23 protein-coding genes are annotated in these 22,481 nt (G+C 68.1%); 9 read left to right on the forward strand and 14 right to left on the reverse strand.

Annotation, left to right across the window (positions count from 1 at the left end; genetic code table 11):
* Nucleotides 1–12: 12 nt before the first annotated feature.
* From purF to LL236_RS13590, 5 genes are read right to left on the reverse strand one after another with little or no spacing between them, the layout of a single operon-like run.
* On the reverse strand, nucleotides 13–1,473 hold the full coding sequence (purF, locus tag LL236_RS13570) for an amidophosphoribosyltransferase (protein ID WP_228179362.1): 1,461 nt from the start codon (nucleotides 1,471–1,473) through the stop codon (nucleotides 13–15).
* 6 nt (nucleotides 1,474–1,479) lie between these two features.
* Nucleotides 1,480–2,604 carry a phosphoribosylformylglycinamidine cyclo-ligase gene (purM, locus tag LL236_RS13575; RefSeq protein ID WP_228179363.1) on the reverse strand — a complete coding sequence of 375 codons (1,125 nt, stop codon included), beginning with the start codon at nucleotides 2,602–2,604 and terminating at the stop codon, nucleotides 1,480–1,482.
* 23 nt (nucleotides 2,605–2,627) lie between these two features.
* The gene (locus tag LL236_RS13580; RefSeq protein WP_228179364.1) at nucleotides 2,628–3,032 is read right to left on the reverse strand and encodes a hypothetical protein; all 405 of its coding nucleotides are present in this window, start codon (nucleotides 3,030–3,032) and stop codon (nucleotides 2,628–2,630) included.
* A gap of 24 nt (nucleotides 3,033–3,056) precedes the next feature.
* Nucleotides 3,057–3,602 (reverse strand): hypothetical protein, encoded by a 546-nt coding sequence (locus tag LL236_RS15070; protein ID WP_308017285.1) that lies wholly within the window; start codon nucleotides 3,600–3,602, stop codon nucleotides 3,057–3,059.
* On the reverse strand, nucleotides 3,599–3,952 hold the full coding sequence (locus LL236_RS13590) for a sterol carrier family protein (protein ID WP_228179365.1): 354 nt from the start codon (nucleotides 3,950–3,952) through the stop codon (nucleotides 3,599–3,601). The genes LL236_RS15070 and LL236_RS13590 overlap by 4 nt, the downstream gene beginning before the upstream one ends.
* A 34-nt stretch (nucleotides 3,953–3,986) precedes the next feature.
* Here LL236_RS13590 and purD point away from each other — a divergent pair, with 34 nt between their 5' ends.
* Both purD and LL236_RS13600 read left to right on the forward strand, forming a co-directional pair.
* Nucleotides 3,987–5,252, forward strand: coding sequence for a phosphoribosylamine--glycine ligase (purD, locus tag LL236_RS13595; protein WP_228179366.1), 1,266 nt, complete (start codon nucleotides 3,987–3,989; stop codon nucleotides 5,250–5,252).
* A 62-nt stretch (nucleotides 5,253–5,314) separates the two neighbouring features.
* The gene (locus LL236_RS13600) at nucleotides 5,315–6,211 is read left to right on the forward strand and encodes a phosphoribosylaminoimidazolesuccinocarboxamide synthase (protein ID WP_228179367.1); all 897 of its coding nucleotides are present in this window, start codon (nucleotides 5,315–5,317) and stop codon (nucleotides 6,209–6,211) included.
* A 25-nt stretch (nucleotides 6,212–6,236) separates the two neighbouring features.
* Here the strand turns inward: LL236_RS13600 and LL236_RS13605 are convergent, their stop codons facing one another.
* The 5 genes from LL236_RS13605 to LL236_RS13625 form a co-directional block, all read right to left on the reverse strand.
* Nucleotides 6,237–7,280 (reverse strand): LacI family DNA-binding transcriptional regulator, encoded by a 1,044-nt coding sequence (locus LL236_RS13605; RefSeq protein ID WP_228179368.1) that lies wholly within the window; start codon nucleotides 7,278–7,280, stop codon nucleotides 6,237–6,239.
* A gap of 46 nt (nucleotides 7,281–7,326) precedes the next feature.
* The gene (locus LL236_RS13610; RefSeq protein ID WP_228179369.1) at nucleotides 7,327–8,811 is read right to left on the reverse strand and encodes a GH1 family beta-glucosidase; all 1,485 of its coding nucleotides are present in this window, start codon (nucleotides 8,809–8,811) and stop codon (nucleotides 7,327–7,329) included.
* Between the two features lies 1 nt (nucleotide 8,812).
* Nucleotides 8,813–9,721, reverse strand: coding sequence for a carbohydrate ABC transporter permease (locus LL236_RS13615; protein WP_228179370.1), 909 nt, complete (start codon nucleotides 9,719–9,721; stop codon nucleotides 8,813–8,815).
* On the reverse strand, nucleotides 9,718–10,818 hold the full coding sequence (locus LL236_RS13620) for a carbohydrate ABC transporter permease (protein WP_228179371.1): 1,101 nt from the start codon (nucleotides 10,816–10,818) through the stop codon (nucleotides 9,718–9,720). Before LL236_RS13620 ends, LL236_RS13615 begins: the two co-directional genes overlap by 4 nt.
* Before the next feature lie 72 nt (nucleotides 10,819–10,890).
* Entirely contained in the window at nucleotides 10,891–12,171 is a 1,281-nt protein-coding gene (locus LL236_RS13625; protein ID WP_228179372.1) for an ABC transporter substrate-binding protein, read from the reverse strand.
* Nucleotides 12,172–12,421: 250 nt separating this feature from the next.
* On the opposite strand from LL236_RS13625, the gene purS reads away from it, so the two are divergent.
* Both purS and purQ read left to right on the forward strand, forming a co-directional pair.
* The gene (purS, locus tag LL236_RS13630; protein WP_228179373.1) at nucleotides 12,422–12,670 is read left to right on the forward strand and encodes a phosphoribosylformylglycinamidine synthase subunit PurS; all 249 of its coding nucleotides are present in this window, start codon (nucleotides 12,422–12,424) and stop codon (nucleotides 12,668–12,670) included.
* The gene (gene purQ, locus LL236_RS13635) at nucleotides 12,667–13,374 is read left to right on the forward strand and encodes a phosphoribosylformylglycinamidine synthase subunit PurQ (protein WP_228179374.1); all 708 of its coding nucleotides are present in this window, start codon (nucleotides 12,667–12,669) and stop codon (nucleotides 13,372–13,374) included. The genes purS and purQ overlap by 4 nt, the downstream gene beginning before the upstream one ends.
* Before the next feature lie 283 nt (nucleotides 13,375–13,657).
* On the opposite strand, the gene LL236_RS13640 is transcribed toward purQ, so the two are convergent.
* Nucleotides 13,658–14,089, reverse strand: a complete 432-nt coding sequence (locus LL236_RS13640) for a DUF1761 domain-containing protein (protein ID WP_228179375.1) — start codon at nucleotides 14,087–14,089, stop codon at nucleotides 13,658–13,660.
* Between the two features lie 90 nt (nucleotides 14,090–14,179).
* Here LL236_RS13640 and LL236_RS13645 point away from each other — a divergent pair, with 90 nt between their 5' ends.
* Nucleotides 14,180–15,124 (forward strand): 2-hydroxyacid dehydrogenase, encoded by a 945-nt coding sequence (locus tag LL236_RS13645; protein ID WP_228179376.1) that lies wholly within the window; start codon nucleotides 14,180–14,182, stop codon nucleotides 15,122–15,124.
* A 12-nt stretch (nucleotides 15,125–15,136) separates the two neighbouring features.
* Here the strand turns inward: LL236_RS13645 and LL236_RS13650 are convergent, their stop codons facing one another.
* Nucleotides 15,137–15,697, reverse strand: coding sequence for a nucleotidyltransferase family protein (locus LL236_RS13650; RefSeq protein WP_228179377.1), 561 nt, complete (start codon nucleotides 15,695–15,697; stop codon nucleotides 15,137–15,139).
* A 156-nt stretch (nucleotides 15,698–15,853) separates the two neighbouring features.
* Here LL236_RS13650 and LL236_RS13655 point away from each other — a divergent pair, with 156 nt between their 5' ends.
* A complete protein-coding gene (locus LL236_RS13655) occupies nucleotides 15,854–16,618 on the forward strand; it encodes a nucleoside phosphorylase (RefSeq protein ID WP_228179378.1) in 765 nt (254 codons plus the stop codon).
* 21 nt (nucleotides 16,619–16,639) lie between these two features.
* Here the strand turns inward: LL236_RS13655 and LL236_RS13660 are convergent, their stop codons facing one another.
* Both LL236_RS13660 and LL236_RS13665 read right to left on the reverse strand, forming a co-directional pair.
* Nucleotides 16,640–17,617 (reverse strand): zinc-binding dehydrogenase, encoded by a 978-nt coding sequence (locus LL236_RS13660; RefSeq protein WP_228179379.1) that lies wholly within the window; start codon nucleotides 17,615–17,617, stop codon nucleotides 16,640–16,642.
* A gap of 103 nt (nucleotides 17,618–17,720) precedes the next feature.
* Nucleotides 17,721–18,113: a DUF1304 domain-containing protein gene (locus LL236_RS13665; protein WP_228179380.1), complete on the reverse strand. Its 393-nt coding sequence runs from the start codon at nucleotides 18,111–18,113 to the stop codon at nucleotides 17,721–17,723.
* A 118-nt stretch (nucleotides 18,114–18,231) separates the two neighbouring features.
* On the opposite strand from LL236_RS13665, the gene LL236_RS13670 reads away from it, so the two are divergent.
* The 3 genes from LL236_RS13670 to LL236_RS13680 are packed head-to-tail and all read left to right on the forward strand — an operon-like array spanning nucleotide 18,232 to nucleotide 22,418.
* Nucleotides 18,232–19,068, forward strand: coding sequence for an FAD binding domain-containing protein (locus tag LL236_RS13670; protein WP_228179381.1), 837 nt, complete (start codon nucleotides 18,232–18,234; stop codon nucleotides 19,066–19,068).
* Nucleotides 19,065–21,830 (forward strand): molybdopterin-dependent oxidoreductase, encoded by a 2,766-nt coding sequence (locus LL236_RS13675; protein ID WP_228179382.1) that lies wholly within the window; start codon nucleotides 19,065–19,067, stop codon nucleotides 21,828–21,830. The genes LL236_RS13670 and LL236_RS13675 overlap by 4 nt, the downstream gene beginning before the upstream one ends.
* Nucleotides 21,831–21,833: 3 nt before the next feature.
* Complete coding sequence (locus tag LL236_RS13680) at nucleotides 21,834–22,418, forward strand: nucleoside deaminase (RefSeq protein WP_228179383.1); 585 nt, start codon at nucleotides 21,834–21,836, stop codon at nucleotides 22,416–22,418.
* Nucleotides 22,419–22,481: the final 63 nt, after the last annotated feature.

Genomic DNA, 22,481 nt, shown 5'->3' on the forward strand with positions numbered 1-22,481 from the left:
CCGCGCTCCCGTTCAGGACTCCTGACTGCTCTCGACCCAGTCGAGATACTCTTCCGTCACTGTTCCGGTGACGTAGCGTCCGTCGAAGCAGCTCATGTCGAGGTCGTCGACATCCGAGCCTTCGAGGATCGCAGCCTTGAGGTCGGCTACCTCCTGATAGACGACGTAATCGGCACCGAGTTCTTCGGCGATCTCGGGGATGGATCGGCCGTGCGCGACGAGCTCGTGCCGGGTCGGCATGTTAATGCCATAGACGTGTGGGTAGCGCACCGGCGGGGCAGCGGAGGCGAAGGTCACGGATGTCGCGCCGGCATCCCGGGCCATCTGGATGATCTGCTTCGAGGTAGTTCCCCGCACGATCGAGTCGTCGATGAGCAGCACGTTCTTGCCCTTGAATTCGCTCGACATCGCGTTGAGCTTCTGACGCACGCTGCGCTTGCGGGCAGACTGACCCGGCATGATGAATGTCCGTCCGACGTAGCGGTTCTTGTAGAACCCCTCGCGGTATTCGATGCCGAGCTTGCGCGCGACCTGCATCGCGGCGGGCCGGGATGAATCCGGGATGGGCATGACGACGTCGATGGCACCTGCGGGCGTGTACTTCGCGATGGTGTCGGCCAGGCGGTCGCCCATGCGCAGCCGCGCCTCATAGACCGAGATCCCGTTCATGATCGAGTCCGGGCGGGCGAGATAGACGTACTCGAACGAGCACGGCACGAGCTGCGGAGCCTCGGCGCACTGCTTGGTGTGCAGGTGTCCGTCGAGGTCGATGAACACCGCCTCGCCCGGCATGACGTCGCGGACTACCTCGAACTCGCCGTTTTCGAGCACGAGCGACTCGGACGAAACAACCCACTCGTACGATCCGTCGGGGGCCTTGCGCGTCCCCAAGATCAGGGGGCGGATGCCGAACGGGTCGCGGAACGCGAGCAGGCCGTGGCCCGCGATGAGGGCGATGGCAGCGTACGAGCCCTCCACGCGAGCGTGGACACGGGAGACGGCTTCAAAGATCTCGTCGGGCTCGAGGTCGAGCCCCGATACCGTCGCCTGCAGCTCTCCGGCGAGGACGTTGACCAGGAGTTCGGTGTCAGAGCTCGTGTTCAGGTGGCGACGGTCTTTGTGGAAGAGCTCGTCGGTGAGTTCGCGGGTGTTCGTGAGGTTGCCGTTGTGCACCAGCACGATGCCGTAGGGCGCGTTGACGTAGAAGGGCTGGGCTTCTTCTTCGCTGGATGCCGTGCCCTTGGTGGCGTACCGGACGTGACCGAGCCCGATCGTGCCGAGCAGCGACCGCATGTCGCGCGTGCGGAACGCCTCACGGACCTGCCCCCGCGCCTTGGTGATGTGAAAGACGCCACTCGGTTCCGCTGTGGCGATTCCGGTCGAGTCCTGCCCGCGGTGCTGCAGCAGCAGCAGCGCGTCGTAGATCTCCTGGTTGACCGAGCCCCGCCCGACCATGCCGACGATTCCACACATGGGGTGTTACTGCGCTCCTTCGGCGAACGATCCGACCAGGCGCACGGCACCGCCGTCAACGCCCTTCGCCCCTTCCACATAGTCGCCGTTCGGCCTCGGGCCATCCGAGACGACGCCGACCTGCCACGTGGCGATACCTTCGGCGGTCAGGGCGGATGCCGCATCCGCTGCCCGGTCTGCCGCGACGACCGCGACAAAGCCGATGCCGAGGTTCCACGTTCCTTCTGTATCGGAGAGGGGAATACCGCCGCGGGCGGCGAGCGTCTGGAACACTGTCGGCGGCGTCCACGTCGCGCGGTCGACATCGACCCACGTGCCAGCGGGCAGCACCCGCGCCAGGTTTGCCGCGATCCCCCCGCCGGTGACGTGGCTGAGGGAATGGACCCCGCCGCCGGACTGCGCGATCAGCCGCAGCAGCGGCGCCGTGTACAGGCGGGTGGGCTCGAGCAGAACCTCGCCCCAGGTGGCGCCACCGAACTCGGCCGCGGCATCCGTATACGACAAACCGGATGACGAGACGATGTGACGAACGAGCGAGTAGCCGTTGGCGTGGAGTCCGCTCGAGGCGAGCGCGAGAACGACATCGCCGTTCTCGACACGATCGGCGCCGAGCACGGCGTCGGCTTCGACGACGCCGGTGGCCGCGCCCGCGACATCGTAGTCGTCGATCCCGAGCAGGCCCGGATGCTCGGCGGTCTCGCCGCCGACCAGCGCAGTCCCGGTCTCTTCGCAGCCGCGCGCAATGCCGGCGACGATGTCGGCGATGCGCTCGGGTACAACCTTGCCGCACGCGATGTAGTCAGTCATGAACAGGGGTCGCGCACCGACGACGACGATGTCATCGACAACCATGCCGACGAGGTCTTGGCCGATCGTGTCGTGCTTGTCGATGGCCTGCGCGATCGCGACCTTGGTACCGACACCGTCGGTGCTTGTCGCGAGCAGCGGACGCCGGTAGGCACGGAGCGTGGATGCATCGAACAGGCCGGCGAAGCCACCGACACCGCCGAGGACTTCGGGGCCCTGGGTGCGACGGACCGCAGCCTTCATGAGTTCGACGGCGAGGTCACCCGCTGCCGTGTCGACACCGGCCGCGGTGTACGGATTACTGGGGGCGTTGTGGGAGTCCACCCGAACAGACTACCGGCGCGCCCTCAGCTCTCGTCGCGCATCCAGGGAGGCGGCTGATCGGTCATCGGCCGCGCGAGGTCGTCGACGAACGTGACCTCCTGCGCGGCGCGGGCGTCACGGATGCGGCGGAGGGTGCGTCGCTCGGCGATGAGGATGATGCTGGCGCTGATCAACAGGCACACCGCCACCGACACCATGGCGTTCAGCCCGAAGGCCCACACGACCCCGGCTTCGCCGGAAGAAGCAACACCGTCGCCCGAGACGGCGCCGAATGTGGTCAGGGCTGCAGCGATGACAAGGCCGACGGTGATGCCGGCGCCGAGGATGCGTCCGTATCGTGGCGACCGGCGCACGAACACGCGTTGCACCTGAACGTCGATGACGTGCTCGTGGGGATCGGGTGAGGATGGCTCTTGCCGGACTGCCATGTGACTGCCCTCACCCGGTTCCGCTCAGTCGGCCGAGATGATGCGGTCGTGCTCGACCCGCAGCGTGCGGGCGCGGCGCGCGTAGACCCGGTCGAAGATGAGGGCCACCGCTCCGCCGAGGGCGACGCCGATCGAAACGAAGATCAGCAGCAGGAACCCGAAGACCTGCATCTGGGAGTAGACCAGGCCCGTGTTGGGGCTCTCTTGCGTCGTCCCGTCGAACAGGAACGTCAGGATCATGGCGACGAGCAGGCCGACGGCACCGCCGAGCAGCAGGAAGACGGAGTACTTCGGGCTGCGCCGCACCGTCACCTGCTCGAGGTGGTCATCGCTCGTCGGGGACATGATCTCCATTCTCGCACCCTCTCGCCCAGCGCGGTCCGCGGGCGAGAGGGTGCGAGAGCGGGATGCCTCAGTCGTTGTGGGCGCCCGGCGCGGCATCCGACCCGCGGCGACGGGCGACGAGCACCGCTCGATCGGCCAGCGCTGGGCCAGAGCAGCGAAGAGGGACGACCGAACGCCGATCGATCCCCGGTAGTCGGCCCAGGTCGGCGCGGATGCCGCGCTCATGGCCGAAGGGGAAGGAGGTGCGAGAAATCAGCGCGGACGCCAGAGGCCCGCAGCGCCCCGGAGGTTTCGGCATCCGACCACCCGCGCACCCCCGTCGCGAGGTCGATGAAGGTCGCGGCATCCATCTCGACGACGTTGGGCGGGGTCCCGCGGGTGTGACGTGGCCCCTCGATGATCTGTGTCGCCCCGAATGGGGGAACGCGGACCTCGACAGTCGCGCCCGGCGCCTTCTCGGCGAGCAACTGAAGTAAGTAGCGCACGGCCGTCGCGGTCTCGGGCCGGCCGGCGGTCCCTTCCGCGACGGCTCCGAGAGCGGCGCGTCCGGCTTCGGTCGTGATTCTGGGAGGCACGGTCCCACGCTACGCCGGTCGGTAGGCTGACCGGGTGCGAATCCTCGTCCTCGGCTCCGGTGCCCGTGAACACGCGATCATCACGTCGCTGCGAAGCGAAGGGGAGGCGCACGAGATCTTCGCGGCCCCCGGAAACGCGGGCATCGCCCAGGACGTCACGGTTGTCGCGCTCGATCCGAATGACCCCGTCGCGGTGGCATCGTTCGCGCAGACCGAGTCGATCGGACTCGTCGTGATCGGACCCGAGGCGCCCCTTGTCGCCGGTGTCGCCGATGCGCTGCGCGAGCGCGGCATCCCGACGTTCGGTCCGGGCAAGGCCGCCGCGCAGCTCGAGGGATCCAAGGCGTTCGCCAAGCGCATCATGCAGGCAGCCGGCGTCCCGACCGGACGCGCAACCCACGCCGCCACCCTCGACGAGGTTGCCGCAGCGCTCGACGAGTTCGGCGCTCCACACGTCGTAAAGGCCGACGGTCTCGCGGCGGGCAAGGGCGTCATCGTCACCGACGACCGCGAAGCAGCCCTCGCCCACGCTGCCGAATACCTCGGCACCGGTGGCGTACTGGTCGAGGAGTTCCTGTCGGGACCCGAAGTGTCGCTCTTCTTCCTCAGCGACGGCGACACCGTGCGCGCGCTGAGCCCGGCGCAGGACTTCAAGCGCCTGCGCGACGGCGACGAGGGACCGAACACCGGTGGCATGGGCGCCTACTCACCCCTCCCCTGGCTCGACGAGGGCTGGGGCGGCGAAGCCGCGTTCGTCGAGCAGGTCACCCGCGAGGTCGCCGAGCCCGTCATCCGTCAGCTGGATGCCGAGGGCACCCCGTTCATCGGGTTGCTCTACGCGGGCCTCATCCTGACCGACCGGGGCGTGCGTGTCATCGAGTTCAATGCGCGTTTCGGTGACCCCGAGACGCAGGTCGTCCTGCCGCGCCTGGTCGAGCCGCTGTCAGGGCTTCTGCTGGCGGCGGCTTCCGGGAACCTGGAGGATGTGGCGCAGCCGACCTTCCGCGACACCGCGGCGGTCACCGTCGTGCTCGCGAGCGAGGGCTATCCGTCAGCTCCCCAGGTGGGCCGACCCCTCACGGGAACGGATGCCGCGGCATCCATCGAGGGCGTGCACCTGGCGCACGCCGCCACGGCCCACGGCCCGGAGGGCCTCGTCGCTACCGGGGGTCGCGTGCTGAACGTCGTGGCAACCGGTGAGAACTTCGCCCAGGCCCGCGCGCGTGCCTATGAGGCGCTGTTGCGGATCACGCTCGAGGGCGGCCAGTTCCGCACCGACATCGCCGCACGCGTCAGCTAGCTCGATCGCGCGGCTCGCGGTGGATACCGCGGGGCCGGTTGGGGACCTGCGACAATGCTCGGGTGACAGATCACGGCGTTCCCGCTTCGCTGCCTGGATGGCATTCCGTCTACTCGGGCAAGGTCCGTGACCTCTACCGCCCTGACGACCAGACCGATCCCCGAATGCTGGTTGTCGCGAGCGACCGCGTCAGCGCTTTCGACCATGTGCTTGAGCCGAGCATCCCCGGCAAGGGGACGTTGCTGACCACGCTGAGCCTCTGGTGGTTCAAGCAACTCGCGGGAGCCGACGGCGGCGCGCCGGTTCCGAATCATCTCGCGGGCGATCAGGGAGAAGTTCCGGATGCCGTGCGCGGCAGGGCGATGCTCGTGCACCGCCTCGAGATGCTCCCCGTCGAATGCGTCGTTCGCGGCTACCTCACCGGCTCCGGCTGGGCGGAGTACACCGAGAGCGGGACAGTGTGCGGCATCCCACTGCCCGACGGCCTCAGCAATGGCGACCGACTTCCCGAACCCCTGTTCACCCCCGCCTACAAGGCGCCGCTCGGCGAGCACGACGAGAACATCACGTTCGATCAGACCGTCGAACTCGTCGGCGCCGACCGTGCGGCACAGCTGCGCGACCTGTCGCTGGAGACCTACCGCCGCGCCGCCGACACCGCCGCCGCGCGCGGACTGATCCTCGCTGACACGAAGTTCGAGTTCGGCATCCGCGAGGGCGAGATCACGCTGGCCGACGAGGTACTGACGAGCGATTCATCCCGGTACTGGGATGCCGAAACCTGGCGTACCGGAACGACCCCCGCCGAGCGCATGGCGAGCTTCGACAAGCAGATCGTGCGCGACTGGCTCGCTGCAGCCTGGGACAAGACCGGCACGCCCCCCGAGCTGCCGGCCGAGGTCGTCGAGCGGACTGCCGAGAAGTACCGCGAGCTCATCGACCGTCTGACACTCGCCTGACCCGGTCGCGGCTCCGACGCTGGGGCTAAGAGCTTTCGCGAACGATCAGTTTCGTTTCGAGGATCGTCGCGTGCGGCGGCGTGCCCCCGGCGAGCAGGTCGAGCAGCACACTCACCATGTGTTCTCCCTGCTCGAACGACGGCTGACGAATCGTCGTGAGCGGCGGGTCCACGGTCTCGGCTACCGGTGAGTCGTCGAAGCCGATGATCGCGACATCCGCCGGCACCTTCAGCCCCGCGCCGGCGAGCACCGAGATTGCACCCTGGGCCATGAGGTCACTCGCGATGAACAGCGCGCGCGGTGCGGGCCCGGCGCTCAGGATGCGGCGCATCGCGCTCGCGCCACCGTCGGTGGTGAACCCGCCGTCGGCGTGCGCACCCTCCGGAAGGCCGGCCTCCGCGAGCGCTCGCCGGTATCCGGCGAGGCGGTCCACACCGCCGGGCATCGTGAGAGGGCCGGTGATCGTGCCGATGTCGGTGTATCCCCGCTCGATGAGGTACCGGGTGGCGTCGTATCCGGCCCGGACGTTGTCGACATCCACGTAGTAGTCAGTGGCACGCTCACGCACCGGGCGGCCACCATAGACGACGGGCACGGCGGCTGCGATGCGATCGATGAACGTGTCGCTCGTGTGGTGGGATGCGATCAGGGCGCCGTCGACGCTTCCCGACCGCAGGTAGCTCGTCGTCTTGTCGCCCGGGTCGTCGCTCGCGATGAAGAGGTTCAGCACGTAGTCGGACGAGCGCAGCCCCGCGTTGATCCCCGAGACGATGGCCGCGAAGAACGGGTCCCCGAAGAAGCGGGTCGTGTCTTCGGGCACGACCAGTGCCAGCGCACGCGTCTGCCTGCTCGCGAGCGACCGGGCGGCGCGGTTGGGCACATAGTTCAACTCGGCGATCGCGCGGTTGACGGCATCCAGCGCCGCGGGGCTCACGGCAGTCGAGCCATTCACAACGCGCGAGACCGTCGATCGCGACACACCGGCGGCCGCAGCTACCTCTTCGATCGTCACAGCACCGCGATACGGAGTAGCCCGCACAAGCTCTTCGCCCACGACGGCCTCGCTCATCGTTCCACCGTCCACGTGGGTATCCTCCCTCGACGGGGCGCTTCGCCTAGGGCGATTCGGGGAGCGCCCGCGATGCGATGATCTCGCGGTACCGGGCACCGCTGTCTTTGACGACCCGCTCTTGCGTGTCGTACTCGACTCGTACGATACCGAACCGCTTCTCGTATCCCCACGCCCACTCGTAGTTGTCCATGAGCGACCAGTAGAAATACCCGCGCACGTCGACGCCGGCAGCCGCGGCGTCGAGGATCGCCGCGAGGTGGTTCTCGAGGAAGGCGGTGCGGGCCGCATCATGCACGTGCGGGACGCCGTTCTCTTCCACGCGGACGTCGTCGAAGGCCGCTCCGTTCTCGGTGACATACAGCGTGACACCCGCGGGCTCGGCGTACTCGTCCCACACCCGCCGCAGGAGCGTTGTCAGTCCCGAGGGCTGAATTTCCCAGTTCATAGCCGTGCGAGGCAGGCCCCGATCGTGCCAGAAGATGTCCTCGTGCGAGGGGAACGGCGATGCCGTCTCGCGTTCGGTGGGCGCCTCGCCGCCGCCGGGACTGACCACGGGAGGAGTGCCGCCGACGAGTTCGCCGTGATAGTAGTTCACCCCGAGGCTGTCGATCGGTGTCGAGATCACGGCGAGGTCGGCATCCGAGACAGCCCCCTCCCACTCAGCTACCGCGGCCCCGTCGACGGCACGGATGTCTTCGACGATGTCGGCCGGGTACGAACCGCGGAAGATCGGGTCGAGGAACCACCGGTTGAACTGGCCGTCGATCCGACGGGCGGCGTCGAGGTCGGCTGGTGCGTCGGTGACGGGCTCGGCAACGGTGAGGTTCAGCGTGATCCCGAGGTTCAGCGACTCATCGCGCGCGCGCAATTCCCGCACGACCTGGCCGTGACCGAGCAGCAGGTGGTGCGAGGCGAGCATCCCTTCGGCGATGCTGAATCGACCGGGGGCATGGATGCCGGCGGTGTAGCTGAGGAACGACGAGCACCACGGCTCGTTCAGGGTGGTCCAGACCTTGACGCGGTCGCCGAGCGCATCGTGCACGTCAAGCGCGTACTCGGTGAACAGGTCAGCGGTCTCGCGCGCGGCCCAACCGCCACGCTCCTGCAACGCCTGCGGCAGGTCCCAGTGGTAGAGCGTGAGCCACGGCAGGATGTCGGCATCCAGCAGCTCGTCGACCAGGCGCTTGTAGAAGTCGAGCCCCGCGGGGTTGATCGCGCCGCCGTCGGGGCGGATCCGCGACCACGAGGTCGAGAAGCGGTACGTCTGCAGCCCGAGGTCGCGCATCAGCGCGACATCCTCGCGATACCGGTGATAGTGGTCGCACGCGACGTCGCCGTTGTCGGCGTTGATCACCGCTCCCGGGACGCGGCTGAAGGCATCCCAGATCGAATCGCGTCGCCCGTCTTCGTGGGCAGCGCCCTCGATTTGATAGGCCGCGGTCGCTGCACCGAACAGGAAGTTGGTCGGGAACGGGCGCGCCGACGCGGATGCCGTAGCCACGGCTTCGGTCGAGAAATCAGTGGTCATTTCAGCCTTTCACTGCTCCTGCCATGATGCCGCTCACGAGTTGCTTGCCCGCGAAAACAAAGAGAATCAGGAGCGGAATCGTAGCGAGGATCACTCCGGCGAGAACGATCGAGTAGTCGACGAAGTAGTTGGACTGCAAGAGCGAGAGCGCGACGGGAAGGGTCGGGTTCTGCCGGTCGAGCACGATGAACGGCCAGAAGAAGTTGTTCCAGGCCGTCACGAACGTGAACAGTCCGAGCATCGCGGCGGCGGGACGGGCCGCCGGGATGCCGATGGTCCAGAACGTGCGGAACGAGCTGGCACCGTCGACACGGGCGGCCTCGATCAGCTCATCGGGCACCGCCTGCTGCAGGTACTGCGTCATCCAGAACACCCCGAACGCCGTCACGAGCGCGGGAATGATGATCGCGCCGATCTGGCCGGTCCATCCGAGGTCGGCGAACAGGATGTACAGCGGCACGACACCGAGCTGCGTGGGAACTGCCATGGTCGCGATCACGAAGACCAGCAGCCAGCGGCTTCCCGCGAAACGCAGCTTCGCAAAGGCCCACCCGGCGAGTGTCGAGAAGAACACCACGGATGCCGCGATGACCACCGAGCTCCAGATGCTGTTCCACAGGGCCAGCCAGAAGTTCACCGCGGGGTTGGACACCACGGCAGCGGCGTTCGCAAAGAAGTTGCCGCCGGGAATCCACGACATGTTGGGGTCTCGGATGGTGCTCGAATCCCCCGAGCCGATGAGGATCGACCAGTAGTAGGGGAAGAAGCATCCGAGCAGGAAGACGCCCAGCACGGCGTAGGTAACCCAGCCGGGACGCTGACCGCGGATCCCGCGGCGGCGGCGCGGTTTGCGCTCCTCGGGCGGGAATTCGTCCCGCGGGGCTACCGGGATCGGCTCGACGGCGGTCATCGCACGTCCTCCTTGGGTGTCGATGCTGCCTCGGATGACCGGGCTGCGGCGGATTCGGCCGCGAGCCGTTCGCGGGCAGCGCGGCTCTGTTCCCGGCGCTGTCGGCGCGTCAGCTCGCCGCGGCTGCCTTCGGTGCGCACGACGCTCTGGGTGACCAGCAGATTGATGACACCGATCACGAGGATGATGATGAACAAGATCCAGGCAAGAGCTGCCGCACGACCGAAGTTCCACTCACCCCAGCCGATGTTGTAAAGCCAGAGGGTGATCGTCAGCCACTGCGAGTTCGCACCGCCGGTGCCGTACTGGTCGTACATGCGCGGCTCGTCGAAGATCTGCAGGCCACCGATCGTCGAGGTGATGATGACGAAGATCAGGGTCGGTCGCAGGCTCGGCACCGTGATGGAGAAGAACTGACGGATGCGTCCGGCACCGTCCACGGTCGCCGCTTCGTAGTAGTCCCGCGGGATCGCCTGCATCGCGGCGAGCAGGATCAGGGTGTTGTACCCGGTCCAGCGGAAGTTAACCATTGTGGCGATTGCGATGTGGCTGGCGAAGGCATCCGAGTGCCACGGCACCGCCGGGATACCGATCGAGGCGAGGAAGTTGTTCACCAGGCCGTACTGGTCGGCGAACATGTTGCTGAAGATGAGGGCCACCGCGACCGGGGCCATGACGTAGGGGACGAGAACGCCCATGCGCCAGAACGTCTTGGCGCGGATGTTCTGGTCGAGCATCGCCGCGATGAAGATCGCGATGATCAGCTGCGGCACGCTCGAGAGCAAGAAGATGCTGAAGGTGTTGCGCAGAGCAATCCAGAACTTGGGGTTCGAGAGAACCCACGTGTACTGCTCGAAGCCGATGAACTCGCCGGAGTTGCGGACCAGATCCCAGTCCATGAACGAGATCACTGCCGTGTAGGCGATCGGGAAGAGTCCGACCACGAAGAAGAGGATGAAGAACGGCGAGATGTAGAGGTAGGGCGAGAGCTTCAGGTCCCACCGGCTGAGGCGGTGCCCGAAACCGATGCGGCGCGGGGGCCGGTCGGGGTTCTTCGCCGGGGCGTCAGATGCCGGGCGAGCGAGTGTGCTGGTCACGAGAGCTTCCTGAGATCGAGGGGGAGGTGCCGCGGACCCGGCGGAAGGGCGCCGGGTCCGCGGCGGGGTTTATCAGCCGATCAGGTCGACTTCAGACACCCACTGGTCCCACGACTGCTGCGGGTTCTGCGTGCCGTCTTCGACACGGGTCAGCGCCTGCTGCATGGCGTCGTTGATCTGGAAGTAGTACTGGCCCTTGAACGGCACGACGTCAACGGCGTTGGCGCGATCGGTGAAGATCGAACCGACGGGCGCGTTGTTGAAGTACTCGTTGGTGGAGTCCAGCAGGATCGGGTCGGCGAGAGCCTCGACCTGGCTGGGGAAGGTGCCGGCGTTCTCGAACGCCTTGATCTGCTGCGCCGGAGCGGTCAGCCAGTCGGCCAGCTGCTGAGCTGCGGCGACGTTTGCACCGTTGGCGGGAACGGTCAGGTACGAACCGCCCCAGTTGCCACCGCCGCCCGGGAAGACGTTGGCAACGTTCCAGGTGGTGACGTCAGGCGCGTTGCCCGAGATGACACCGAGCATCCAGCCGGGGCAGAGCATCGTGGCGTAGTCGCCGTTGGCGAGCCCTGCGAACCAGTCGTCGCCCCACTGCTGCAGGTGAGCGGACTGCGTCGAGCTGGCGTCGAGGACGGCGTTGTAGATGTCCTGGACCTCGGGGTTGGTGGTGGCGATGATCTCGCCGGTCTCCGGGTCTTCGTAGGCTGCCTCGACCTGGTTGATCATGCCCTGGTAGGTGGCGCCGGCCGAGTCGAACCAGGCCTTGCCGGTCGCGTCGACGTACTGCTGACCGACCGTGAAGTAGGTGTCCCAGTCGCCCGTGAGGAGCTCAGCGACGGCATCCGGGTCCGTCGGCATGCCGGCGGCTTCGAGCAGGTCGGTGCGGTAGCAGACCGCCTCGGGCCCGATGTCGGTGCCGTAACCGATGAGTGCGCCGTTGGGGTCGGTCGCCATCTCGACCTTCCAGTCGAGCCAGCGGCTCTCGAGGTCGGCGGGAACCGGCGCGAGCAGGTCGGAGTACTCCATGACCTCGGGCAGCCAGTCGACCTCGATCGCCTCGATGTCGGCGAGGCCGGTGTTGCCGAGCTTCTGGAAGTAGTTCGCGCGAGCGTCGTTCGACGTGGCGGCGATGTTGTGGACGATCGTGACGTTCGGGTTCTCGTCCATGTACTCCTGCAGGAGCTCATCGGTGTACCCGAAGTCGTTGAAGGTCGAGATGGTGAGGGTGATCGGCTCGTCGGGGTTGACGGTTTCCGATCCCCCGCCGCTGCCCGAGCAGCCGGCGAGGACGAGCGCGGAGGCGCCGAAAGCGGCGGCGACGATCGCGCTCCGACGGAAGGCACGTGATGACACAGTCACTCCTTTGTGTGATGGATGCCGGACGGGCACCCGTTGGCTTGTGCCTGGGTACCGAGGGAGGGCGGGACCCTGGCCATCGTGGGAACGCTCCCACGACTGCGGAACACGGTACGGGAGCGCTCCCACGAGGTCAAGGGAGCGCTCCCAAATGATCGGGTAACGGTTTGATCACGGCGCGTCAGCGCGGCATCCAGGCGCCTCGGTAGACTGAGAGCGCCCCCTCCCTCGACATCCGGAGCGCCCCATGCCGACCATCGTCGTCGACGTCATGCCCAAGGCCGAGCTGCTCGACCCCCAGGGGAAGGCCGTCGCCGGCGCCCTGAACCGGCTCGGAATCGACGGGTTCGCCGGTGTGCGCATCGGCAAGCGCTTCGAGTTGACGGTCGAGGGCGAGGTCGACGACGCTCTCCTCGAGTCCGCTCAGCGAATCGCCGACGAGATCCTCTCGAACTCCGTGATCGAGGATGTCGTCGGGATCGAGGTCATCGAGTGACCGTTCGCATCGGGGTCATCACGTTCCCCGGTTCGCTCGACGATCGCGACGCTCAGCGCGCCATCCGTGTCGCCGGCGGCGAGCCCGTTGCGCTCTGGCACGGCGACCACGACCTCGCGGGCGTCGATGCCCTCGTGCTTCCCGGCGGCTTCAGCTACGGCGACTATCTGCGTGCCGGCGCTATCGCGGCCCACGCGCCGATCATGCGCGAGGTCGCGGATGCCGCGGCGACGGGGATGCCGATCCTCGGCATCTGCAACGGTTTCCAGATGCTCGTCGAGGCTCACCTGCTTCCTGGCGGCCTGATCCGCAACGCGCACCAGCAGTTCATCCGTCGCGATCAGCGGCTGCGCGTCGAGAACGCCGACACCGCATGGACGAGCGGCTTCGAGGCGGGCCAAGAGATCGTCATCCCGCTCAAGAACGCTGACGGCGGCTACATTTGCTCGACCGAAACCCTCGAACGCATCGAGGGCGAAGGCCTGGTCGCGTTCCGCTACCTCGGGGTCAACCCGAACGGCTCTCTCGACGATATCGCCGGGCTCACGAACGAGCGCGGCAACGTGGTGGGCCTGATGCCGCATCCTGAACACGCCGTCGAGCCCGGCTTCGGCCCCGACACCCGCGCGGCGATGCGTTCGGGCACCGACGGCCTCACGTTCTTCACCTCGGCGATCTCGGCAGTCGTCAACGCCGCGGCCTGAGCTCGGTCCGTCGGAGCTTCAGTCGCGCCTTCCTGCGGCTCCCACACCGGGCAACTCGCACAACGACGCGACCGAAACTGGAGGTCCATCGTTCAGTCGCGTCATGCTGCGGGTCGAGCACCGTAGGACCCACACATCGGCGCTACCGAATCGCGCCGGACTGCGCGCCTGAATCGTGCTGGACCGCGCGCCCCACTAGTTCAGTCGCGTCATCCTGCGGGTTCGCACCCGCGCAACTCACATCTCGGCGCGACTGAAGGAGGGTACTCACATCGCTGGCACCTCAGACGGTTCCCGCGGGCGGCCAGACGCCGATGATGAGCGCCATCACGAGAACCGTGACCAGCTCGTGCGCGATGTTGAGCACCGTCAGCGAGGTGGGGCGCCCCTCGAAGGCATCGTGCGTGATGAAGCGCGCGGCGGTGAAGCCTGCCCACAGCACGGCGCCGGTCCCGACCGCGGTCAGCAGGAAGCTGCCGCCGAAGGCGTGCCACACCACGACAGTCGCGGCAGCGAGCACCCAGGCCGACACGAAGCTCACGATGACGGTCACGATGATCGCGAGCGTCGCGCTGGATCCGGGGCGATTCATGTCGACGTTCGCGAGCTTCGCCCACCGCACCCCGAAGACCTTCGGCGTGTACCAGATCGACCCGACGATCATCGTCGACAGGGTCGCCAGGATGACTGCCCAGTAGTTGATCGCCAGTTCCATCCCTGCTCCTTCGCCGTGCACGAGAACGGATGCCGCATGCTGACGCGAGCGTATCGGCATCCGTACCGCGGCGATAGGTAGCGTGAAGGGGTGACTTCCGACGCACCCACCCTGGTGATCTCCGTCCCCGACGACAAGCTCGAGAAAGACCTCAGCGGCCTTCCCGGCATCGAGGTCGTGCGGTGGGACATGGGCGATGCGGCGCCGCGGGCGGCGTTCGACATCGTAGTTCCGCCGTACATGCGCAGCCCCCGGGTGCTCGCGCGGCTCGAGGGTGTCGAGGTCCGGCTCGTGCAGAGTCAGTCGATCGGGTACGAGGCAGCGGCGAAGCACCTGCCTCCCGGGATCGTGTTCGCAAACGCCGCGTCCGTGCACGAGGGGTCGACGGCCGAGCTTGCCGTCGCGCTGACCCTCGCGTCGCAGCGGCAGATCCCGCGCTTCGTCGCGGCTCAGGATGCCGGACGCTGGGCTGGCCCGCGCGAGGGCGATGCCTTCCCGTCGAGCCTCGCCGACCGCCGGGTGCTCATCGTGGGGTTCGGCGGCGTCGGCACGGCGATCGCGGCGCGGTTGCGCGGGTTCGAGGCTCACGTCGAAGCTGTCGCGACGCACGCGCGGACAGAGGACGGCACGGTCGTCCACGCACTCGAGGAGTTGCCAGTGCTGCTCCCCCAGACGGAGATCGTCATCCTCGCTCTGCCGGGCGGGGACGACACGGCGAAGCTCGTCGACGATGCCTTCCTTTCGGCGCTCCCGGATGACGCACTGCTGGTCAATGTCGGTCGCGGAAGCCTCGTCGACACCGATGCCCTGCTGCGCCATCTGCGCGGCGGCCGGATCCGGGCGGCACTCGATGTCGTCGATCCCGAGCCCGTGCCGGAGGGCCACCCGCTGTGGTCGGCACCCGGACTGCTGCTCACTCCCCACGTCGGCGGGGCGTCAACCGCGATGCGGCCCCGGATCGCGGCTCTCGTTCGGCAGCAGGCCGAGCGGATGCAGCGCGGCGAAGAGCCGATCAACGTCGTGCTGCGCACCTGACGCCCCGCGCCACTACCGGGTGTCGGTGTCGGCGCCATCCCACAGGTCGGCGCACTCGACCGCGAGCGCGGCGTGGGTGGCGAGGTAGCGGTTCGCGCCCGAGTCGCCGCGAACGGATGCCGCCACCAGCTCCCAGTGATCGCGGCCGATGACCGCCGGATGCCCGGGCCGACCGTCGAAGCTCGCCCGAGCCAGGGATGGCGGCCCGGCGCCGGCCTCAAGCACCCGCGCGACAACCGATGCCGGCATCCCGGGAACGTCGACGGGAGCGATGACGGCGGAGTCGGCATCCGTGTTCGCGGCAGCCGCGAGCCCTGCGCGAACTGACGCCGACAGCCCATCGGCCCAATCGCCGGCAACCACCGGGCTCACCGAATCGAGAGCGGAAACGACCTCGCGAGCACGCTCGGCCTCGGCTCCGATCACCACGAGTACCTCGGAACAACCCCCGGCACGAACGGCGGCGACCACACGCTCGAGCCACAGCACACCACCCGCGTCGCGCGCGAAGATCTTCGGCTGCCCGTAGCGACTTCCCGCCCCGGCTGCCAACATGATTCCGCACGCCGTCACGCCGGTGAGCGTACCGGGATCCGACGGCCCCCGGGAAACAGTCGCGAAACAGCTGGTGGGTAGGCTCGGGCACAGAGCACGTCCTATCAACCATGGCGCCGGCGCCAGGGCGGGGACTGCGACGACCCGATCGTCTCAGAACCCCAGGAGGTATTCATGTCTGTCGTCGACAAGTCAGCTGCAGGGCTTGACGCCCGCCAGTATCACATCGCCATCGCGCCCGGCGAGGTCTCGAGCGTCGCGCTTCTGCCCGGGGATCCGTTCCGGGTGCCGCTCGTTGCCGAGTTCCTCACGGACGTGAAAGAGGTCGCGCACAACCGCGAGCACCGCACGATGACCGGCTGGTACAAGGGCCGTCACATCACGGCGACTTCAACGGGCATGGGATGCCCCTCCACCGCGATCGCGGTCGAAGAGCTCGCCCGCGTGGGCGTCACATCCTTCATCCGTGTCGGCAGCTCGGCGGGTCTGCAGCCGGGCATCGCGCCGGGAGACCTGCTCGTGAGCGAAGGCAGCTTCCGCAACGACGGCACGACTGACGCTTACCTTCCCAAGGGCTTCCCCGCGGTGCCCGACCTGGAGCTGACCACCGCGCTGGCCCGTCACGCGGAGCGCATCGCGGGGGCTGCGGGAACGAACTCGTTCCGAGGCATCAGCGTGAGCGATGACGCGTTCTATGCCGAGACGCCCGAGTGGATCGCGCGGCTGAACACCATGGGCATCCTGAACGTGGAGATGGAGGCATCCGCCCTCTACATCGTCGCCCGTCTGCGCGGCCTGCGTGCCGGCATGGTGTGCGCCTGCTCGAGCAACCTCGTCGACGGCGCATCGCTCTATTCGGGAACGAAGGCCGACCTGCAGGCGGGCTGGATGCGCTCGATCGAGGCAGCCCTCGAGACCGCCGTCGAGCTCGAACTCTGACGGCGGTCCCGGGAACGGGCCTTACGGGCGCAGCATGACCTTGCCGACGCGGCCTGGCTCGAAGTTCAGCCGCGAGGCGTCAGCGATCTGCTCGAGGCCGAAGATCTGCGACACAGGCAGATCGAGCTTGCCCTGCGCGACGAGGGTGATGATCTCGCGGATCAGCTCAACCCGGTGCGCGGGATCCATCGCGGCACTGACCTTGCTGCCCCAGAATCCGCGGACGGTGAGCTGACGGAAGATCACGTCACCCGACGGGATCTCCATCGTCGGGGATGCCATCGCCCCGAAGACCACGAGGGTGCCGTTCTCCCCGAGCAGCGAGGTGACGTCTCCGGCTGCGGCACCGCCGACGGAGTCGACACCGGCACGGATGGATGCGCCACCGGTGATCTCCGCGACGCGGTCGCGCCAGTTCTCGGCATCCGTCCCGACGACATCATGGATGCCGACAGCGGCGAGTTCATCAACGCCGGCGGCGCGACGCACGAGGCCGAGCACCCGCACGCCTCGCGACGCGGCGAACTGCGCGACCAGGCGCCCGACGGCGCCGTTCGCTGCGTTCTGCACGATCCAGTCGCCCTCGCTGACGTCGAGGTATTCGAGCAGGCTCGCAGCGCTCAGCGGCATGGAGATGATCTGGGCGGCTGCCTCGTCGGCGACCGCATCCGGCACCGGGATGAGGGCTGCGGCAGGAGCAATGACGTACTCGGACCAGACCCCGAAGACGGATGCCGTCACGACGCGCTGACCGACCTCGACGCCGGTGACTCCCTCGCCGAGCGCGTCGACGACGCTCAGCGCCTCGGTGCCGGCGCGGGCGGGAAGCTCGGGCTTGTAGCCGTAGTCACCGCGCACTGTCCAGAGGTCGTGGTTGTGGATGGGGCTGAGGACGACCTTCAGCCGGACCTGGCCGGGTCCGGGCTCGGGGAGCTCGACCTCCTCGACGGCGAGGACCTCTGCCGGGTCACCGAACTGGTGCTGCACGAGTGCGCGCATGATTCTCCTTTGTACGGATGTCGAGTGCGGCGCTCTTCGAGGATCACCCGGGACGAGCGCACCCGATCCACAACGTCAGCGGGATCGCGTTTTAGTCCCGCAGTCAGCCGTTCAGCAGGGCGATGACAAGGCTCACGACCGCGAGCAGCGGGAACAGGCCCTGCGTCACGGCGGCTCGTCGCTTGTCGGGCGAGGTGATGAACAGCACGAGGGCTGCGGCCAGCATTGAGCCGGTTCCCACCAGCATGAGGGTCACGCCGACCGCCACGGAGCCGATCGCTGCGACGACGATCCCGAGGATCGCGGCGATCGCCAGGAACAGGTTGTAGAAGCCCTGGTTGAACGCGAAGGCGCGGGTGATTTCGACCTCGGCATCGTTGCGCACCCCAAACGTCGCGCGGCTGCGGGCTCCGCCCCAGGCGAGCGACTCGAGCCAGAAGATGTAGACGTGCAGCAAGGCGGCCAGTGCGGCGAAGACCATTCCGGTGATGAGCATCCGGGTTCCTCTCGACTCGCTTAGCCTGACACGTGCCGCGGCGAAACACTCGCGAAATCCTCGGCTGATTCACTCGGAGTGTTCGCTGAGTCAACATCGGATGCCGGAGGAAGGGCGCATGGACATCACCACCGTCACGTCCTATCGCTTCGCGAGCAGCCGCGGCGACCTCGCTCTCGCGCCCGGAGAGAAAATCCTCGCCGGCGGCACGTGGCTGATGAGCGAACCGCAGTCCGAGGTGACCGGCTTCGTCGACATCACGCGCATGGGCTGGCCCGAGATCGAGGTCACTGACGCGGGGCTCCGTGTCGCCGCGACCTGCACGATCGCGCGATTCGTAGCGTGGTCGCGCGGCGAACTCGATACCCCGGTTCCGGCCGGTTGGCACGCCACGGGAGCAATCCCGGATGCCGCGCACGCGCTGCTTATGTCGTTCAAGGTATGGAACACCGCGACGGTCGGCGGAAACGTCTGCCAGTCGTTCACGGCAGCGGCGATGGTGTCGCTTCTCGCGGCCCTCGACGGCGAAGCGGTGATCTGGACGCCGGACGGCGGCGAACGTCGACAGCCGGTTGCGGACTTCGTGACGGGTCAGGCTCAGAACACGCTGCAGCCCGGAGAAGTGCTGCGCGCGCTCGACGTTCCGGCAGGGGCGATGCGCTGCCGCGTGAGCCTGCACAAGATGGCCCTCGCCGAGCTCGGTCGATCGGGCATCGTCGTGAGTGGCCGCCGCGGGGACGACGGGTCGACGGTCGTCGCGGTGACGGCATCCACCCTCACTCCCCACGTCTTCCGGTACCCCGGGGTTCCCGATGCGGCCCAGCTGCGGGCGGATGTCACGAGCCCGACGGACTTCTTCACCGACGCTCTGGGCGAGGCCGACTGGCGGCGCGCGGTCACCGCCGTGCTCGCCGAGCGCGTCGTCGCTGACCTCATGACGGAGGACGTGGCATGAGGCTCACCGTCGACGGCACAGAACTCGAGGGCGACCCCGCTCCGGGCCAGTGCCTGCGCACATTCCTTCGCGAGCATGGACACACGGAGGTCAAGAAGGGGTGCGACGCGGGCGACTGCGGCGCATGCGCCGTGATCGTCGATGGCGAGCCCGTCCACTCGTGCATCGTGCCCGCCCAGCGCATGGATGGCGCCGTCGTCACGACGGCGGGGGGCCTCGCACCGGGCGACGAACTGCACCCCGTGCAGGAGCAGCTCGTCGAACACTTCGGGTTCCAGTGCGGGTTCTGCACGCCGGGGATGGCGGTCACGGCATCCACCCTCACCGAAGCCGACCTGCCCGAGCTCGACCGCCGCATGAAGGGGAGCCTGTGCCGATGCACCGGCTACCGCCCGATTCGCGAAGCGATCACCGCGGCAGTGATGGGGCCGGTGCGCGAAACCGGCCCGGCCCCGGTCGCGTCCGGCGGCATTGGGGCCTCGGTGATTCCCGAAGCCGCGCGCCGGGTGGTGCAGGGTCGCGAGCCGTACACGCTCGATGAACCGGTCACCGGCTCCCTGGTGCTGCGGGTCGTCGGCTCCCCGCACGCACACGCCCGCATCGTCTCGATCGACACGGATGCCGCGCTGGCCGTCCCTGGCGTGGTGGCCGTCCTCACCCATGAGGATGCCCCGGCCACACGCTTCTCCACGGGCCGCCACGAACACCGCACCGACGACCCCGACGACACCCGCGTGCTCGATGACACCGTCCGCTTCATCGGGCAGCGGGTCGCGGCGGTCGTCGCCGAGACCGCGGCCGCGGCTGACGCGGCAGCCCGCCTCGTGCAGGTGGAGTACGACATCCTTCCCGCCGTCTTCGACCCCGAGCAGGCTCGCACCCCCGGCGCGCCCGTGCTGCATCCGGGCCGCACCCCTGAAGACCGGGTCGCCGACGCATCCCGCAACGTCGTCGCCGCTTTGCACGAGGGCCACGGTGGCGACATCGACGCGGCGCTGGCCGCGAGCCCCGTGACCGTGACGGGCACCTGGCAAACCTCCCGCGTGACGCACGCGCAGCTCGAGACACACGGCGCGGTCGGCTGGCTCGACGACGACGGCAGGCTCGTCATCCGTTCGAGCACGCAGGTGCCCTTCCTTACCCGCGACGAGCTCGCGCACGTGTTCGACCTGCCGCGTGAGAACGTCCGGGTCTTCGCGGCGCGTGTGGGCGGCGGGTTCGGTGGCAAGCAAGAGATCTTCACCGAAGACCTCGTCGCCCTCGCCGTACTGCGCACCAGCAGGCCTGTCACCTACGAGTTCAGTCGCACCGAGCAGTTCACGCGCGCGTCACTGCGGCACCCGATGCGCGTCTCGGTGACGCTTGGGGCGGATCCCGACGGCACCCTCACCGCGATGAAGCTCGACGTGCTCAGCGACACCGGTGCGTATGGCAACCACGCGATCGGCGTGATGTTCCACGGGGTTGCCGAGTCGACGACCGTGTACCGGACGCCGGTGCGCCACATCGACGCCGAGGCCGTCTATACGAACAACGTGCCCTCGGGAGCGTTCCGCGGGTATGGGCTCGGGCAGGTCATGCTCGGCGTGGAATCCGCCATGGACATGCTCGCCGAGAAGCTCGATCTCGACCCCTTCGAGCTGCGGCGGCGCAACATCGTGCGGGCCGATGATCCACTGCATCCGGATGAGGACCCGTACGAACGCGACCTCATCATCGGCAGCTATGGCCTGGACCAGTGCCTCGACCTCGCGCAGGATGCGCTGCGCCGCGGCAACGGGGTGGCGGCACCGCAGGGCTGGGCAGTCGGCGAGGGCATGGCGGTCGCGATGATTGCGACGATCGCCCCCAACGGGCATGTCTCTCGCTCGAAGGTCGCGCTGCGCCCTGACGGCACGTTCGTCGTGCGCGCCGGCACCGCCGAGTTCGGAAACGGCACCACCACCGTGTTGCGGCAGATCGCGGCATCCGTGCTGGAGGCACCGTTTAGCCGGCTGCACCTGTGGACCGCCGACACGGATGCCGTCGCGCACGACACCGGAGCGTTCGCCTCGACCGGCATCACCGTGGCGGGCAAGGCGCTTGCAGCCGCGTGCCAGGCGCTGCGGACACGGATGCTGCAGCTTGCCGCCGCGCAGACCGGCACGGATCCGGATGCCGGCCTGCTGACGGATGCCGGCGTCGCGACTCCCGCGGGTGTTGTGCCGTTCGCGGAGCTGGTCGCTGCAGCTTCGCCCGAGGAGCGCGACGAGAACGGCCTGTTCGCGACCGGTGGCGAGGATGGCGCGCTGCGGTCGGTGGCGTTCAACGTGCACGCGGTGCGCGTTGCCGTGGAGCCCGAGACCGGGGTCGTGCGGATTCTGCAGTCGGTGCAGTCAGCGGATGCCGGAACGGTGATGAACCCCGCGCAGCTGCGCGGACAGATCGAGGGCGGCGTCGCGCAAGCCGTCGGTAGCGCGCTCTATGAAGAGGTTCTCGTCGAAAACGGTGCAGTGCAGAACCCCGTGTTCCGCGTGTATCGCGTGCCGCAGTTCGCCGACGTTCCCGAGACCGAGGTCTACCTCGCCGACACCTCAGACACGGTCGGCCCGTTCGGCGCAAAGTCCATGAGCGAGTCGCCGTACAACCCCGTCGCCCCCGCGATCGGCAACGCCATCGCCCGGGCGCTCGGAAAGCGACCCTTCCACCAGCCCTTCACCCGCCAGCGCGTGTGGCGCTTGGCGCAGCATCCTGAGACCGCCCCCACCCGAACCGCGGAGTAACCCATGCCGATTTCGACATCCTTCACCATGACCCTGCCCACGTGGCTCGTCGACGAGGCCGACACGCTGCCTGCCGTGCTGCCCACGCTCGAAGAGCGGATGGCGCTCGTGAACCGCCTCGCCGACCGCAACTGGCGCGAGGGCAACGGCGGTCCGTTCGCCGCGATCGTCGTGGATGACACCACGGGTGAGCTCGTATCGGCGGGCGTCAACGTCGTGCTCTCGACCGGCAAGTCGTCGGGGCACGCCGAGGTGATGGCCCTCGGGCTCGCGCAGCAGCGCCTCGGCCGCTGGGACCTTGGCGCTGACGGCGCGAGCCGCTCGCTCGTGGTCAACTGGCGCCCGTGCGTGCAGTGCTACGGAGCGACGATGTGGAGTGGGGTGCGGTCTCTCGTTGTCGCGGGGTCCGGTCCCGAGCTCGAAGAGCTCTCGGGCTTCGATGAGGGCCCGATGGTCGCCGACTGGGCGGAGCAGTTCGAGGCTCGCGGCATCCGGGTGACCCAGGATGTCGGCCGCGAGGAGGCCCTGGAGGTCTACCGCGCCTACGGCGCCAGCGACTCCCTCGTTTACAACGCCCGCGGCGAGTAGCTCGTGACCGTTCAGTCGCGCCGTTACGCGGGCCCCGAGCAACTCGACCCGCAACAAGGCGCG

The organism is Microbacterium schleiferi (assembly GCF_020781975.1).
In the GTDB taxonomy this organism is placed as follows: domain Bacteria; phylum Actinomycetota; class Actinomycetes; order Actinomycetales; family Microbacteriaceae; genus Microbacterium.

Bases quoted from the DNA above. Each gene is read 5' to 3' on its own strand.
- purS (WP_228179373.1), top strand. From the start codon at position 12,422: ATGCCGACCATCGTCGTCGACGTCATGCCCAAGGCCGAGCTGCTCGAC.
- LL236_RS13605 (WP_228179368.1), bottom strand. From the start codon at position 7,280: ATGAGCGAGGCCGTCGTGGGCGAAGAGCTTGTGCGGGCTACTCCGTAT.
- LL236_RS13580 (WP_228179364.1), bottom strand. From the start codon at position 3,032: ATGGCAGTCCGGCAAGAGCCATCCTCACCCGATCCCCACGAGCACGTC.
- LL236_RS13665 (WP_228179380.1), bottom strand. From the start codon at position 18,113: ATGCTCATCACCGGAATGGTCTTCGCCGCACTGGCCGCCTTGCTGCAC.
- LL236_RS13610 (WP_228179369.1), bottom strand. From the start codon at position 8,811: ATGACCACTGATTTCTCGACCGAAGCCGTGGCTACGGCATCCGCGTCG.
- LL236_RS13680 (WP_228179383.1), top strand. From the start codon at position 21,834: ATGCCGATTTCGACATCCTTCACCATGACCCTGCCCACGTGGCTCGTC.
- LL236_RS13640 (WP_228179375.1), bottom strand. From the start codon at position 14,089: ATGGAACTGGCGATCAACTACTGGGCAGTCATCCTGGCGACCCTGTCG.
- LL236_RS13615 (WP_228179370.1), bottom strand. From the start codon at position 9,721: ATGACCGCCGTCGAGCCGATCCCGGTAGCCCCGCGGGACGAATTCCCG.
- purF (WP_228179362.1), bottom strand. From the start codon at position 1,473: ATGTGTGGAATCGTCGGCATGGTCGGGCGGGGCTCGGTCAACCAGGAG.
- LL236_RS15070 (WP_308017285.1), bottom strand. From the start codon at position 3,602: ATGAGCGCGGCATCCGCGCCGACCTGGGCCGACTACCGGGGATCGATC.
- LL236_RS13675 (WP_228179382.1), top strand. From the start codon at position 19,065: ATGAGGCTCACCGTCGACGGCACAGAACTCGAGGGCGACCCCGCTCCG.
- LL236_RS13655 (WP_228179378.1), top strand. From the start codon at position 15,854: ATGTCTGTCGTCGACAAGTCAGCTGCAGGGCTTGACGCCCGCCAGTAT.
- LL236_RS13660 (WP_228179379.1), bottom strand. From the start codon at position 17,617: ATGCGCGCACTCGTGCAGCACCAGTTCGGTGACCCGGCAGAGGTCCTC.
- LL236_RS13670 (WP_228179381.1), top strand. From the start codon at position 18,232: ATGGACATCACCACCGTCACGTCCTATCGCTTCGCGAGCAGCCGCGGC.